The 14,088-nt window shown below is 46.1% G+C and carries 12 protein-coding genes; 7 read left to right on the top strand and 5 right to left on the bottom strand.

The window, feature by feature from the left end; genetic code table 11:
• Window positions 1-53 precede the first annotated feature (53 nt).
• The gene (locus JMX03_RS05875; protein WP_201595171.1) at window positions 54-1,307 is read right to left on the bottom strand and encodes a CaiB/BaiF CoA transferase family protein; all 1,254 of its coding nucleotides are present in this window, start codon (window positions 1,305-1,307) and stop codon (window positions 54-56) included.
• 246 nt (window positions 1,308-1,553) lie between these two features.
• Window positions 1,554-2,738: an acyl-CoA dehydrogenase gene (locus JMX03_RS05870; RefSeq protein ID WP_201595169.1), complete on the bottom strand. Its 1,185-nt coding sequence runs from the start codon at window positions 2,736-2,738 to the stop codon at window positions 1,554-1,556.
• 205 nt (window positions 2,739-2,943) lie between these two features.
• On the opposite strand from JMX03_RS05870, the gene JMX03_RS05865 reads away from it, so the two are divergent.
• The gene (locus tag JMX03_RS05865; RefSeq protein ID WP_201595167.1) at window positions 2,944-3,771 is read left to right on the top strand and encodes an IclR family transcriptional regulator; all 828 of its coding nucleotides are present in this window, start codon (window positions 2,944-2,946) and stop codon (window positions 3,769-3,771) included.
• Here JMX03_RS05865 and JMX03_RS05860 read toward each other — a convergent pair.
• Window positions 3,768-4,178, bottom strand: a complete 411-nt coding sequence (locus tag JMX03_RS05860) for a hypothetical protein (protein ID WP_201595165.1) — start codon at window positions 4,176-4,178, stop codon at window positions 3,768-3,770. The genes JMX03_RS05865 and JMX03_RS05860 overlap by 4 nt on opposite strands.
• A gap of 439 nt (window positions 4,179-4,617) precedes the next feature.
• Here JMX03_RS05860 and JMX03_RS05855 point away from each other — a divergent pair, with 439 nt between their 5' ends.
• The 3 genes from JMX03_RS05855 to JMX03_RS05845 all read left to right on the top strand — a co-directional run bounded on the left by JMX03_RS05855 (window position 4,618) and on the right by JMX03_RS05845 (window position 8,811).
• On the top strand, window positions 4,618-5,850 hold the full coding sequence (locus tag JMX03_RS05855) for an RtcB family protein (protein WP_201595163.1): 1,233 nt from the start codon (window positions 4,618-4,620) through the stop codon (window positions 5,848-5,850).
• Window positions 5,851-6,071: 221 nt separating this feature from the next.
• Complete coding sequence (locus JMX03_RS05850) at window positions 6,072-7,877, top strand: glutamate synthase-related protein (RefSeq protein WP_201575014.1); 1,806 nt, start codon at window positions 6,072-6,074, stop codon at window positions 7,875-7,877.
• Window positions 7,878-7,980: 103 nt separating this feature from the next.
• Window positions 7,981-8,811 (top strand): phosphodiester glycosidase family protein, encoded by an 831-nt coding sequence (locus tag JMX03_RS05845; protein ID WP_201595161.1) that lies wholly within the window; start codon window positions 7,981-7,983, stop codon window positions 8,809-8,811.
• Window positions 8,812-8,830: 19 nt separating this feature from the next.
• On the opposite strand, the gene JMX03_RS05840 is transcribed toward JMX03_RS05845, so the two are convergent.
• Window positions 8,831-9,211, bottom strand: coding sequence for a DUF7079 family protein (locus JMX03_RS05840; RefSeq protein WP_201595159.1), 381 nt, complete (start codon window positions 9,209-9,211; stop codon window positions 8,831-8,833).
• A 150-nt stretch (window positions 9,212-9,361) separates the two neighbouring features.
• Here JMX03_RS05840 and ychF point away from each other — a divergent pair, with 150 nt between their 5' ends.
• The 3 genes from ychF (at window position 9,362) to JMX03_RS05825 (ending at window position 12,975) form a co-directional block, all read left to right on the top strand.
• Complete coding sequence (gene ychF, locus JMX03_RS05835) at window positions 9,362-10,453, top strand: redox-regulated ATPase YchF (protein ID WP_201575017.1); 1,092 nt, start codon at window positions 9,362-9,364, stop codon at window positions 10,451-10,453.
• Window positions 10,454-10,777: 324 nt separating this feature from the next.
• Entirely contained in the window at window positions 10,778-12,187 is a 1,410-nt protein-coding gene (locus tag JMX03_RS05830) for a deoxyguanosinetriphosphate triphosphohydrolase (protein WP_201595157.1), read from the top strand.
• 107 nt (window positions 12,188-12,294) lie between these two features.
• A complete protein-coding gene (locus tag JMX03_RS05825; RefSeq protein ID WP_201595155.1) occupies window positions 12,295-12,975 on the top strand; it encodes a TetR family transcriptional regulator in 681 nt (226 codons plus the stop codon).
• Between the two features lie 17 nt (window positions 12,976-12,992).
• Here JMX03_RS05825 and gspK read toward each other — a convergent pair whose 3' ends face one another.
• Window positions 12,993-14,087 (bottom strand): type II secretion system minor pseudopilin GspK, encoded by a 1,095-nt coding sequence (gene gspK / locus JMX03_RS05820; RefSeq protein WP_201595153.1) that lies wholly within the window; start codon window positions 14,085-14,087, stop codon window positions 12,993-12,995.
• Between the last annotated feature and the right edge of the window lies 1 nt (window position 14,088).

Genomic DNA, 14,088 nt, shown 5'->3' with positions numbered 1-14,088 from the left:
ATTCAAAATATTGAATCGGCCTGCTTATGCTTACTTATTACACTAAGCTCAGGTCAAACAATGCCATCGGCTTTTAGCTTCGCTATCATGTCGCTATCATAACCCAGCTCTGCGAGTGTGCTGTCGGTATGCTCACTCAAACGTGGTGGCGGCGTGCGATAAGTAACGGGTGATGCTGAAAGCTTGATCGGACTACCAAGCGCTTTTACAGGGCTCCCCTGCGCTGCGAAATCTACGACCATCTCACGTGCCTGAGCTTGCGGCATCGCCAACGCCTCAGAGATGTTATTAATCGGTCCGCACGGTATGCCTGCTTGACTCAACACATCCAGCCAATGCACACGCGATTGCTCAGCAAACTTTTCTACCAGCATATCGCACAATACTTGACGATTGGCGACTCGTGAGGGGTTGGTCGCAAACCGACTGTCTTGATGCCAATCAACGTCGAGCAGATGGCAGAGTCTGCCAAACTGCTGATCATTACCACAAGCTAAGATAAAGTGCTGCTTCCCTGCTCCTGCAAACACTTGATAAGGCACGATATTGGGATGTTGATTGCCTAGGCGTGGTGGCACGGTGCCTGAAGCCAAATGGTTCATACCAACGTTAGCCAGCATAGACAAAGCACTGTCTAGCAATGCCACATCGACATGCTGACCTAGACCCGTATGCTGCCGTGCTAGCAACGCCGCTTGGATGCCGATCGTCAGCTGCAAGCCTGCAAATAAATCCACCACTGCCACGCCGACTTTATGCGGCTCACCATCACTCGGACCTGTGATACTCATCAGCCCTGATAAGCCTTGAATAATGTAATCATAACCTGGCAGCTTGGCATCAGGCCCTGTCTGACCAAACCCTGTTAAGGACGCATAAATCAGGCGCGGATTGTCTTGTTTTAGACTGTCATAGTCTAAGCCGTATTTTTTTAGACCACCGACCTTAAAGTTTTCGACCACGATATCGCTATCAGCGGCAAGCTGCTTAATAATCTTCTGTCCCGCAGGTGTGGTAATATCGACCGTCAATGATTTTTTATTGCGATTAATAGTGGCGTAATAGGCAGACGTCTCATCGCTAAACGCAGGCGGTGCCCAGTGGCGTGTCTCGTCACCTATCTTTGGACGCTCGACCTTGATGACTTCTGCGCCGAGATCAGCGAGAACTTGCGTACAAGAGGGGCCGGCCAACACTCGAGATAAGTCCAGTACCTTGATACCCTGCAATGCCCCTTGTGGCACATCATTGCCAGTAGCATTATTAACATTCTCAGGCTGTGAAGATTCATCGATGTTGGCAGTCATAATAATCCCTTATTGTGTCACGTGTGCTTTGCTATTCTTACCATTAAACTGTTATTCATTATTTAATTTTCGATAAAAAAAGCGGAATAATAAATGATGAATAACAACTGAAAAACGTACGCTACTGCCTATAAATTGCTTCGTAAAAAGCCAAACAGTAACGTACGTAATAACGTAAAGATGTGCTAATAGTAGTTGGCTAACATTTAGTTATTAGCTAAATACCTAGTTATTAGCTAACTACCCTTAAAAGAACGCTTGGATACCAGTCTGTGCACGACCTAGGATCAGAGCATGGATGTCATGCGTACCTTCATAAGTATTAACCGCTTCTAGGTTCATCACATGGCGAATGATGTGGAACTCATCTGAGATACCATTACCACCATGCATATCACGAGAAACACGCGCGATATCGAGTGCCTTACCGCAGTTATTACGTTTGATAAGTGAGATCATCTCAGGCGCTGCATTGTCTTCATCCATTAGACGACCGACACGTAATGCTGCTTGTAGGCCAAGCGCAATCTCAGTCTGCATATTGGCAAGCTTTAGCTGCACAAGCTGCGTCGCTGCTAGTGGACGTCCGAACTGCTTACGGTCTAGGGTGTACTGACGCGCGCCTTTCCAGCAAAACTCAGCAGCGCCCATTGCACCCCAAGCGATACCGTAACGGGCTTTGTTTAAGCAACCAAACGGACCTTTTAGACCACGGATATCTGGGAAAGCATTGGCTTCAGGGACAAACACTTTGTCCATCACAATCTCACCTGTGACAGAAGCTCGTAGTGAAAACTTACCTTCGATCTTTGGTGCTGATAAGCCTTTCATGCCCTTATCTAAGATAAAGCCGCGAATCACGTCTTCATCATCTTTTGCCCATACCACAAATACATCAGCGATAGGACTGTTGGTAATCCACATCTTAGTTCCAGTCAGCTCGTAACCACCATCGACAGCGCGCGCACGCGTTGACATCGATGAAGGGTCTGAACCTGAATCTGGCTCGGTCAAACCAAAGCAACCGACATACTCACCTGAGGCAAGCTTAGGCAGGTATTTTTCTCTTTGCTCTTCAGTACCGTAAGCATGGATAGGATGCATGACCAAACTTGACTGTACGCTCATCGCAGAACGATAGCCTGAATCTACTGCTTCAACTTCTTTGGCAATCAAACCATAAGCCACGCTTGATAGACCCGCACAGCCGTAGCCATCGATGGTCACACCTAGCAGACCCATCTCACCCATTTGACGCATGATATTGCGGTCAAAGTTCTCATTGCGGTTGGCTTCAATGATGCCAGGCATTAGCTCTTTTTGAAAAAACTGACGTGAGCTGTCATTAACCATACGCTCTTCATCGGTTAACTGATCACGTAATAAAAATGGATCTTCCCAATCAAAACTCGGGACCGTGTAATTTGACATATCGTGCTCCTTGGTGTCAGTCATCCTGACCGACGAATGATGGTTGAGTGAACAAATTGCTTTAAGCGATTGTTAATTTATCACAGCTCTTAACTTATGATTGACTTAATAGTTTCGCTGTGCAAAACTTAGTTTCATAATTTATATCTATTTAAGCAAAATTTATCGTGTCTGTAAACCTTTATCCACAAATATGGTCATAAAAATGAAAAAAGACTCATCGACAGCAGCGCCATTATTAGATCGCATGACTACCAAACTAGCTCAAAGCAAGGAGAATGACGATAGGCAATTTGTCACTGCTCTCGGGCGTGGGCTGACTTTACTTGCTGCATTTGAACATCATGATCAGCTCAGTCATCAACAATTATGCAAAATGACAGAGCTACCAAAAGCGACCGTCACCCGTCTTATCTACACCTTGACCACGCTTGGGTTTTTGCGCACGACGATACATGGACAATACCAACTGGGCAGTAATGCAGTGCGCCTGAGCGCTATCGCTTGGAGTCGTCATGATGTGGTCGCGTTTGCAGAGCCGCTGTTACGTCAGTTTGCCGATCAAAACGAAGTGTCAGTGAACTTAGCGACAGAAGTCGAGGGTGAGATGCGCTATCTGGCCTGCTGCCGTAGCCCTGCGCGCCTATCGGTCAATTTGCAAGTTGGCTCAGCCGTTCCAGTGGCACGGACAGCCATTGGCCGCGCTTTTTATGCTGTCAGCAACCCTACTAGACAAAAGGTTATTGATACTAATTTGCAAGAAAACTTATCTAAAGCTGAGTATGAGCAAGCGCAAAATCTGCTAGATGAAGCAGTAGACTATTATCAAGTGCACAGCTATACGCTATCAGATGGTGAGTTTTCTAATGATATTTTGGCGGTCGCGGTTGGGGTATTTGATGTCGCAACGGGACACTATGCCTATTCCCTCAATGCCAGTGTTCCGAGTGCCAACTGGGAAGCAAAAGAGTATGCAAAGGTGATCGTGCCCAAATTGCAGGAATTGGCTGAGAGGATTGGCAGTGGTGTTTAAAACGGTTGGTATTCAGCATTTACGATATCGTAGACCATCACTGAACCATCTGCATTAACCCTATAGCGATTACGCACATGAGCAATATTAGGATCACCACCGCAAGTTTCATTATGAATCTCGACAGCTGCAAACTCCCAAACCAATTCAGAATCCGTAGCAAAGTTATTTTCTGTACGAAACTGCAAACAATCAAGATCAGCAACCTGATGCTGCTCTAAAGCTACTAATAACCATTTAAGTGCGACATCTTCGCTAATACCTATCATTGCAATTGAATCATTAACAACCATTGCAATTGAATCATTAACAACGGGCTCACCCCTATGCTCTGGTTGATACAATGGACTACAAGCGGTCAGTAAGACAACTATTAGCATATAATTAATGGTTTTAAGAGAAGGCATGTAAGTGCTCCATTGATTAAGAAAAACTGATAGTGTGCCATATAAGTCTACCCCAACTCAGCAGAGCTAAACCTAAACCTCATTAAATACTTACCTTTTACTCTAAAAACACTTACACAATCAATTGCCATTTATTTTACCTTTAATATCAATAACTTAAATCAGAATATGCTATAATGCTATGCTATACAGTTGGTCCTAATTAAAACTGGTACATCTATCTTTGATATGTGCTGTTGGGATGGGTTTTGCGCCGCCTCTGGAGTGACAACGTCGCACAGCAAGCAAGGAAAATTTATACTAACAGTACTACACCATTTTTAAAGGGTCTTAACTATAGCTTTGGCCTAACCTTAGCTAATAAAAAAATAACGATTAAATAATTATTAAAAACACCTGTCATTAATAAATTAACATTGATAAATTTGGAAGAATTTTTATGCAACCGATAAACCATAACATCATTCAAGATGGTGGAACTCCTATCAGACTTTGGACCAAGGGCGTCCCTGTCGATCCAAAAGCGCACGACCAACTAATTAAAGCCTCGCAAATGCCATTTATTTATAAGTGGCTCGCGGTGATGCCTGATGTGCATGTAGGCATTGGCGCAACCATCGGTACCGTATTGCCAACCAAAGAAGCGATTATCCCGGCGGCCGTTGGCGTCGATATCGGCTGCGGAATGATGGCGGTGCAAACCACCCTAACCGCTGATGATTTGCCTGATAACTTACGCGGTCTGCGCAGCGAGCTGGAAAAAGCCATTCCCCATGGTCGTAGCAAGTCTCGTGGTCGCGGCTCAAATCGTGATGTCGGCGCATGGTCAAATCCTGATGACACGGTTAAAGATGGTTGGGCAGCACTGGTTGATGACTTTAACTATATAACCCAAAAGCACCCTAAGCTTAAAAACACCAATATCCTTAAGCATCTGGGAACGCTGGGTACAGGCAACCACTTTGTAGAAGTCTGCTTAGACGAAACCAATCAGGTGTGGATTATGCTGCATTCAGGCTCGCGCGGCGTGGGTAACGCCATCGGTCGCTACTTTATCGAGCTGGCACGGGAGGATATGCGTAAGTGGTTTATCAACTTGCCCGATAAAGATTTGGCTTACTTTGCCGAAGGGACTGAGCACTTCGATGACTATTGGTTTGCGGTCGGTTGGGCGCAGCGTTTTGCTTTTAAAAACCGTGAAATTATGATGGAAAATGCCATTAAAGCACTGCGAAAAGTGGTTACCAAACCTTTCAATGCCCAAAGAAAAGCGGTGAACTGTCACCATAACTACGTGGATAAAGAAGAGCATTACGGCGAGGAAGTATTCGTCACTCGCAAAGGCGCGGTACGTGCGCGTGTCGGTGAATACGGTATCATCCCCGGCTCCATGGGCGCAAAATCCTTTATCGTGCGCGGAAAAGGTAACGCAGAGTCGTTTCATTCTTGCTCGCATGGTGCAGGTCGTATCATGTCGCGCACTGAGGCCAAAAAGACCTTTACGGTCGCGGATCAGATCGCGCAAACCGAAGGCGTAGAATGCCGCAAAGATAAAGAAGTGATTGATGAGATTCCAGCAGCGTACAAGGACATCGATGATGTAATGAAAGCGCAAAGTGACTTGGTAGAGGTGGTGCATACGCTGCGTCAGGTGGTTTGTGTGAAGGGGTGAGAAGCACTGCTTCGCAAGGTGCAGCAAGCGCTAAGCTGTGCTTGGCTGAAAAGGAAAAAGTAATCTCATGTCAAAAACCAACATTAGCACACTGTTACTCAAATATTATCAAGCCGTGATATTATAGGGCTATAATACGCGCGTTAAGTAGGGTGGCTATTTTCTGACAGTCCCTTACTATCGCGTTTTTTAACTTTTATACCTTATCGTTGAGTTTTGCTATGCCTGAGTCTCGTACCAATTTAAACCCTAAGCCTGTAAGCAACTCCCCTTACCTGACTGGTGTCTTGCTACGCTATAGCACCTTTGCCGCGGTCGTCATGCTCTTCTTTGCAGGACTGCTGCTTATCAACTGGTGGTTGATAGTTATCGGTGGTTTGGGAGTCGCCTTAGGTATCTATGACTTAGCACAGTCTAAGCACTCAATTTTAAAGAACTACCCCATCGCTGGTCACATCCGCTATGTGCTTGAGGATTTTCGTCCTGAGATTCGCCAGTATTTGTTAGAGGACGATAAAGAACAAGTGCCGTTCTCACGCCAGCAGCGGGCGCTCGTCTATCAACGCGCCAAAAACGTCAGTGATACCAATGCTTTTGGTACCCTTGATAATTTATATACGCATGGTAAAGAGTGGTTTTTGCAGTCATCTATCAGCGAACCACTGCAGAATAAAGACTTTCGTATCATTGTCGGTGGCGAGCGTTGCCAGCAGCCCCACGATATGTCAGTGTTTAATATCTCAGCGATGAGTTTCGGTAGTTTGTCAGCCAATGCGATTATGGCGCTCAACCAAGGTGCTAAGATGGGCGGCTTCACCCATGATACGGGTGAAGGTGCAATCAGTCCTTATCACCGCAAGTTTGGTGGTGATTTGATTTGGGAGCTGGGCACGGGTTACTTCGGTTGCCGTGACGCTCATGGGAACTTTGATCCTCAGTCTTTTGCCGAAAAAGCCGTCGATCCGCAAGTCAAAATGATTGAAATCAAGCTCTCTCAAGGTGCCAAGCCTGGTCAAGGCGGCGTGCTACCGGCAGAAAAAATCACGCAAGAGATTGCTGATACGCGTGAAGTCCCAGTAGGTGAGGATTGCATCTCGCCTTCATCACATAGTGCTTTTAGCACCCCGCGTGAGCTGGTTGATTTTTGGCAACAGCTACGTGAGCTATCAGGCGGTAAACCTGTTGGATTTAAGCTCTGTATCGGTCAACCTTGGCAGTTTATGGCAATCGTCAAAGCCATGATAGAAGCTGATAACTATCCTGACTTTATTGTCATTGATGGTGCAGAAGGCGGTACAGGTGCTGCTCCAGTCGAGTTTATGGACAGCGTGGGTATGCCAATGGTTGATGGGTTCTTGTTGGTTCACAATACCTTGGTCGGTGCCGGTATCCGTGACAAGGTCAAGCTGGGCGTCAGTGGCAAGATCGTCTCAGGCTTTGATATTGCGCGCTTAATCGCACTGGGTGCAGACTGGTGTAACTCAGCACGTGGCTTTATGTTTGCGGTCGGCTGTATTCAATCGCGCTCTTGCCACACCAACACTTGTCCCACTGGCGTTGCCACTCAAGACCCTTATCGCCAAAAAGCACTCGATGTACCAAGTAAGGCTGAGCGCGTGGCAAATTATCACAAAAACACTTTGAATTCTCTCGCCAGTATCGTGGCTGCCGTTGGTCTACAGCATCCAAGTCAATTGCAACCGTATCATATTGCCAGACGTCTCGATGATGGACAGATCAAACTGCTCTCGAAGTTCTTTTACTTTACTGATACAGGTGCGCTACTTGATCATAGCGCCCGTGCAGACGTGTTCAATCAGATGTGGGTGATGGCAAATCCTGATAGCTTCCTAGCCGATAACGATGCGCTAATCGCTTACAACAAAGACTCGCGTGATAAAGGTAAAGAAACCAATGCGCCAACCGAAGAAACTATTGGTAGCCCAGAGTACGATGAGATAGACGGTGGCAGATTGATTGGTAATGTCAATAATACCTTTCGCGACTTTCCGCCCATCAATGAGTAAAAAGAAAAAGCGCGGAGCGTGAGCCTTAACAGCTATATAGCTATTTATATGAACAAAAACAGAGACGACCGCTCATTTCTAAATGACCAAAGATAAGTGACTCATGCCCCGCTCTACTCTGACAACGCCTTATACTTTACTGGCAGCAGCGCTTTTTGCTTTGAGCATAAGCGCGTGCCAGCCTACCACCTCAGATGCCTATATGTCCTCAACTGAGGATTGGTCATGTCAGGTGCAAGACTCGCCCTTTCGTTATAGCGCTTGTCACATAAACGCCGATGTGTTGGGTGATAAAACAGACTCGCCCTATGCGCTACAGCTATTTTGGCAACAGACCGATGGCTCTGAGCCCTTACTCACTTTTGATAATCTGGTAGATGCCTTGCCAGCGCAGCAAAACCTTGCCTTTGCAATGAACGCAGGCATGTATAACGAAAGCTACGCGCCGATTGGCTATACCGTCATCGAAGGTAAAGAGATTCGCGCATTAAATACCAAAGAAGGTGGCGGCAACTTTCACTTATTGCCTAACGGGGTGCTCTGGTGGGATAAGGCTGGCAAGGTACAAATCAGCGAAAGTAATGCTCTAAATGCCCAGCTTAAAACTGGCCAAGCGCAGCCTTGGTATGCGACTCAATCAGGGCCGATGCTGGTCATCGATGGAGAGATTCATCCGCAGTTTAATCCAGACAGCACCTCATTGAAGTTTCGTAATGGCGCAGGCGTTTGCAGCGATGGCAGCATACAGCTTGTCAATAGTAACGAGCCTGTGAGCTTCTATCAATTTGCGTCATTGTTTAGGGATGATTTAAAGTGTCCTAATGCGTTGTTTCTGGATGGCGGTATCGCCTCGGCACTTTATGCGCCCAGTATCGACAAGCATGACAAAAAAGAGATGGGCGTGATAATCGGAGTAGTTGATACAGACAATTAAGGATTTACTGCTTTCAAGCTTAAAGATCATCTGTTTGTTTGGCTTGCTCCTGACTTACTTTTACCATCAACTTTGACCAATCTTTATTCAAAAAAACCTTATAAAACTTTATTTTTAATAAGACTTTGTGGTTATAAAGCCAATTAGACTGCATCTCTTGCAAGTGCTGCTGTATCTCAGGGATAATGCAATCTTCATCAAACCCTTCCCAGACAGTAGGCGTGGGTACTAATAAGTTACTCATACAAATCGGCGCCACTTCATAAAACAAAATGTGTTTTATTTCAGGGATGGTCAGATGGGCAACTCGTTTGGCGATGTACTCGTGATTTATTTCATTATCAATGAAAAAATCTGACAATGCCATCCATACCGCTTCTTTTTCGTTCAAGCTTTTCATGCACTTGCCTCAGTTTCGCATTATTTAACAATGCGTTACTATGAAATTAGCACATCTATACGCCCGCTAATAGCTAAACTTTGCTACAATAGCGCCAATTTTTATTCAACATATCACTAACTGATTTTATCAAAATATCGAGAGACTATTATGGGTTTTAACTGCGGCATCGTCGGCCTACCAAACGTGGGTAAATCCACTCTATTTAACGCTTTAACCAAAGCAGGTATCGCGGCTGAAAACTTTCCGTTTTGTACCAAAGATCCCAACACTGGCATTGTGCCTGTACCAGACCCACGCCTTAAAGAACTGGCCGATATCGTCAAGCCTGAGCGTGTATTACCGACCACTATGGAGTTTGTAGATATTGCAGGCCTAGTCGCTGGCGCCTCACAAGGCGAAGGCATGGGCAACCAGTTTTTAGCCAATATCCGTGAGACTGACGCCATTGCTCATGTGGTACGCTGTTTTGACGATGATAACGTGGTACACGTCGATGGCCGCGTCAGTCCCATTGATGACATCGAAACCATCAATACCGAGTTGGCGCTCGCTGACCTAGAAGCAGTCGAGCGGGCGATAACGAACCTCTCCAAAAAAGCCAAAGGCGGCGACAAAGACGCTGCTGCTATGCTTGATGTGTTCAAAAAAATCGAACCATTACTCGCTGATGGCACAGCCGCGCGCGCAGCCAACCTAGACGATGATGAAAAGAAACTCATTAGAAGCTATGGTTTGATTACCTTAAAACCAACCATGTATATCGCCAACGTCTCTGAGGACGGTTTTGAAAACAACCCGTACCTGGATGCCGTACGTGACTATGCGACTGGCGAGGACTCCATCGTCATCGCCCTATGCAATCAAATCGAATCTGAGATTGCCCAGCTGGATGAAGCAGACAAAAAAGACTTCTTAGAAGACATGGGCATGGAAGAAGCTGGCCTTGATCAAGTGATTCGCGGCGGATATGAGTTGCTTGACATGCAGACTTACTTTACCGCGGGTGTCAAAGAAGTACGCGCTTGGACGGTAGCCATTGGCGCAACTGCCCCGCAAGCAGCAGGGGTGATTCACACTGACTTTGAGCGCGGATTTATTCGTGCCGAAGTGATCTCTTATGAGGACTTTATCGAATACAACGGTGAAAAAGGCGCAGCTGCCGCTGGTAAGTCTCGTCTGGAAGGTAAAACTTATATCGTACAAGATGGCGATGTGATGCATTTCCGCTTTAACGTATAAACAATTCGACATTTCCATACAGCGCTTACAAAGCCTAGCATAGAACAACCAAAAGCCAGCTGCATTGCTGGCTTTTTCTATTATAATAACTTAGCTAACGAGACTTAAAAAATAAAAGTTGAAATAGACAAACCACTTTAAAAAATAATCATAATAAATATCTGGCTCTCAACTTATTATAAACTATCGTAGGCTGGTGCTTTTAGCCCAGCTTTGATCCTTTAAAAAAGCAAAATGCTGGGCTAAAGCCACAGGCTACACCAATAATTTTAAAATAGTTGAGAGTGAGGTAATAAATAATAAATGAATAATGGAATATAATTTATGAGCACTCAATTAGATAGACCAAAGAACGCAAGCGAGCACTGGGCAAGACTATTCAATGCCAGACGCTTAGGAAGCGACAAGCTGCCACCTACTCAAGATAGCGCGCGCTCCTCTTTTCATAAAGACTATGATCGCTTGGTATTCTCACATTCGTTTCGTCAGCTCAATCAAAAAACCCAAGTACACCCGCTGACCAATCAACTGGGTATTCGTACCCGCTTGACCCATTCGCTAGAAGTCTCCTGCATTGGGCGCTCGCTTGGCATGATGGCAGCAGAAAAGCTCCATGCTAAATTAGATAACGGCCTACCTTCAGGTGTCACGCCAGCGGATGTAGGCGTCATCGTACAAGCAGCTTGTCTCGCCCATGATATCGGCAACCCACCTTTCGGTCATGCTGGCGAGTACGCCATTCGCGATTGGTTTATGCACTCAGATCGCGAGCCCATCTTGCAGCACCTCAGCATCAATGAGCGTTTGGACTTGCTCGCTTATGAAGGCAATGCCCAAGGGTTTCGACTATTGGTACGCAACGAGCACCACCCTGATAATGGCGGTATGCGCTTGACTTGCGCCACCTTGGGCGCATTTATGAAGTATCCATGGCTGGCCACTCATAGTAATAACAAGGATGCAGACAAGCTCACTGACGATGTACAGAAATTTGGCTGTTTTTATAGTGAAGCCGCTCAGCTAGAACAGTTGGCAGAGTGCTTAAATCTGCCGCGCTCACAGCAGCATGACGGTTATGCACGCCATCCACTGGCTTATTTACTAGAGGCGGCAGACGATATTTGCTACGCGCTGATAGACTTAGAAGACGGCATCCACCTCAATATGCTCAGCTACGCAGAAGTGGCAGACATCTTCTATCAATTAATCGGTGAGCGCCCTGACACGATCACGCTACCAGCGCAAATGTCTGCCAGACAGCAGCTGGCAGCGCTGCGCGCTCGCGCCATGATGCGTTTGGTCAATGCCGTCACTGACGCCTTTGTGGCCAATAGCGATGCCTTGCTTGCAGGAACGCTCAGCGGCAGCTTATTTGCGCACTGCGATCCGACGATAAAGAGCGGCATCAATCAAGCCAAAGCCTTGGCCCGTGAAAAAATCTTTAATCATCCTAGCAAAGTACGCATGGAGCTGATGGCCAATCAGTGCCTCCATCGCCTGCTTGATGCTTTTATGCCTCTAGCATGGATGGCACTGACGAAAGCACCAAAGCCATTTGAGCAGCAAAGACTATTAAACCTATTGCAACCACATCTTGATGAGCATCGCCGTGTCTTATCAGAGGATATCTATCAAAACATTCTCAACATTCTAGACTTTATCACTGGGATGAATGACCACGAAGCCTATAGATTGGCGCAAGAATTGCAGGGACATCTGGGCACAATCGTCTAATAACTAGACCATGTTAAGCATTCTGAAATATGAGTAATAAGAATTTCATTCGTATCTTTGCGTTGAAATGAGTATCATAAACATTTATTGGATAATGATTAAATACTATGAGCAGTCGCGAAAAAAAGAAACTTCAAACTCGGCACGCATTTTTTAGTGCGGTATTAGACTTGTGTATGACAGGGCAGTCTTTTAGCTCTATCAGCCTACGACAGGTAACTCGTGAGGTTGGCGTGGTGCCGACGGCTTTCTATCGTCATTTTGATGACATGGAATCCTTGGGCGAGGCACTGGTGGTTGAGGAGCTCGGCAGCACGCTCGCCATCTTACGTGACGGCTTACAAATCGGCCGTAAACGCAGTTTTGATCGTCAAATTGCCAAGAGTATTCAACTGTTTTTGCACACCGTCAGCGCCCAGTCACAATATTGGCAGTTCCTAGTCAGTGAACGATTTGGTGGTTCAGAGTCAGTGCGTAAAGCCATTAGTAACTTGGTAAAAATGCACGGCAAGATTTTAGGGGAAGATCTGGCATTACAGCCTGCTTTTGCTCATATCAATGATTATGACCGTCGCCTACTCGCTGAAGCTGGGGTCAATATGTTTTTTTCTTGGATTATTGACTGGCTAGAGTTAACCTATTCTGAAGAGCATGACGATGAGGTTGACTCAGCGGAGATTGAAGCGAAAAAGCAGCTGATGTTACACAATTGCACCCGTCAGGCACAGATGCTGTTTTATGGCGCTTATAATTGGAAATCCAGCGAAGAGACGCAGCTTAATGATTGATAGCCTTGAGGTGGGGGTTAAAAACTAGGACGAAATGCCCACAACCGCTGCGAAACTACTTTTATCACTTTTGGCGTATTAGCGTCACTGTCAGCGCTATTAGAACGGTCGTTGCCATTGTTGCCATTATTGTTAATATCACCATTACTCTCACTACTATGACTTAATTTACTGATACTTACCTTACTGATCAGCACCGTCGCAAACCTCTGCCGCGGTGCCTCATCAGGACTACTATCAGTCGCCGTAATCAGCGCCATAAATGCCTGACTCTCTACTGCCAATAATGGGGTCAGTGCTTGACGCTGCTCAGTATTTAAAGCACTAAGAGGTGGTAGCTGCCACAACTCATCGATGGCACTCAATACTTGCTGCTCGCGCAGTTTTATCAGCGTTTGCATCTGTTCTGTGGTCGCTCCTTCTATTAGTGCTGCGAGTAACACCGGGCTTGCCGTATTGACGTTAATGGGTAAAAAATAAGGCACTGCAGTAATATAAGGTCGTAGGGTCGCAAGCACCTCAGCGCTTATTCCGCGCACTTCTGCTAACTGCTCAATACTTATAAACGGCTGATTTGGGAGTTTTTTATCCGCTATATTGTCTTGCTGAGCATAGACCACGCTTTCATCACCACCATCATTATAGACCTCGCTGTCCGCATCTTGCCAATCTAGTACGGCAACGGCTATATCAGACTCTAGGTTTAGCTGATTCAATAGACGCTGAAACACAGCAAGTGCAGCCGTATCCACCGCGCCATCATGATATAAATTATTGATATTAAAACGACTGGCCTCATCACGTAGCTCGGTAGTGACGCTGTGCCTACCCATAGTATAGCGGGCTAATGGCTGTGCCCAAACGTCTTGCTCGCTATCGGTATCATTGAGCTGATTGTCAGCACGTATCACCGTCAATGCCAGCTGCTGCCCTGCATTGATGCCTTGCAACAACTGATCTTGATTGAATAATAAACCACTACGGCGAATGACAATCTTTTGACTGGCGAGCATCGCCCCTGCCACGACTGTGATACTGACCACCAATAATAAGATGGTCAATAGTGCCACGCCACACTGGGAGTCTGATGGCAGCTTTGATGGCATTGTCATA

The organism is Psychrobacter fulvigenes, assembly GCF_904846155.1.
In the GTDB taxonomy this organism is placed as follows: Bacteria; Pseudomonadota; Gammaproteobacteria; order Pseudomonadales; family Moraxellaceae; genus Psychrobacter; species Psychrobacter fulvigenes.
The sequence above is the reverse complement of the archived record's forward strand: the minus strand, read 5'-3'. Positions and strand labels throughout refer to the sequence as shown.

Bases quoted from the DNA above. Each gene is read 5' to 3' on its own strand.
- JMX03_RS05875 (WP_201595171.1), bottom strand. From the start codon at position 1,307: ATGACTGCCAACATCGATGAATCTTCACAGCCTGAGAATGTTAATAAT.
- JMX03_RS05830 (WP_201595157.1), top strand. From the start codon at position 10,778: ATGAGCACTCAATTAGATAGACCAAAGAACGCAAGCGAGCACTGGGCA.
- JMX03_RS05865 (WP_201595167.1), top strand. From the start codon at position 2,944: ATGAAAAAAGACTCATCGACAGCAGCGCCATTATTAGATCGCATGACT.
- JMX03_RS05860 (WP_201595165.1), bottom strand. From the start codon at position 4,178: ATGCCTTCTCTTAAAACCATTAATTATATGCTAATAGTTGTCTTACTG.
- ychF (WP_201575017.1), top strand. From the start codon at position 9,362: ATGGGTTTTAACTGCGGCATCGTCGGCCTACCAAACGTGGGTAAATCC.
- JMX03_RS05870 (WP_201595169.1), bottom strand. From the start codon at position 2,738: ATGTCAAATTACACGGTCCCGAGTTTTGATTGGGAAGATCCATTTTTA.
- JMX03_RS05850 (WP_201575014.1), top strand. From the start codon at position 6,072: ATGCCTGAGTCTCGTACCAATTTAAACCCTAAGCCTGTAAGCAACTCC.
- gspK (WP_201595153.1), bottom strand. From the start codon at position 14,087: ATGACAATGCCATCAAAGCTGCCATCAGACTCCCAGTGTGGCGTGGCA.
- JMX03_RS05845 (WP_201595161.1), top strand. From the start codon at position 7,981: ATGCCCCGCTCTACTCTGACAACGCCTTATACTTTACTGGCAGCAGCG.
- JMX03_RS05825 (WP_201595155.1), top strand. From the start codon at position 12,295: ATGAGCAGTCGCGAAAAAAAGAAACTTCAAACTCGGCACGCATTTTTT.
- JMX03_RS05855 (WP_201595163.1), top strand. From the start codon at position 4,618: ATGCAACCGATAAACCATAACATCATTCAAGATGGTGGAACTCCTATC.
- JMX03_RS05840 (WP_201595159.1), bottom strand. From the start codon at position 9,211: ATGAAAAGCTTGAACGAAAAAGAAGCGGTATGGATGGCATTGTCAGAT.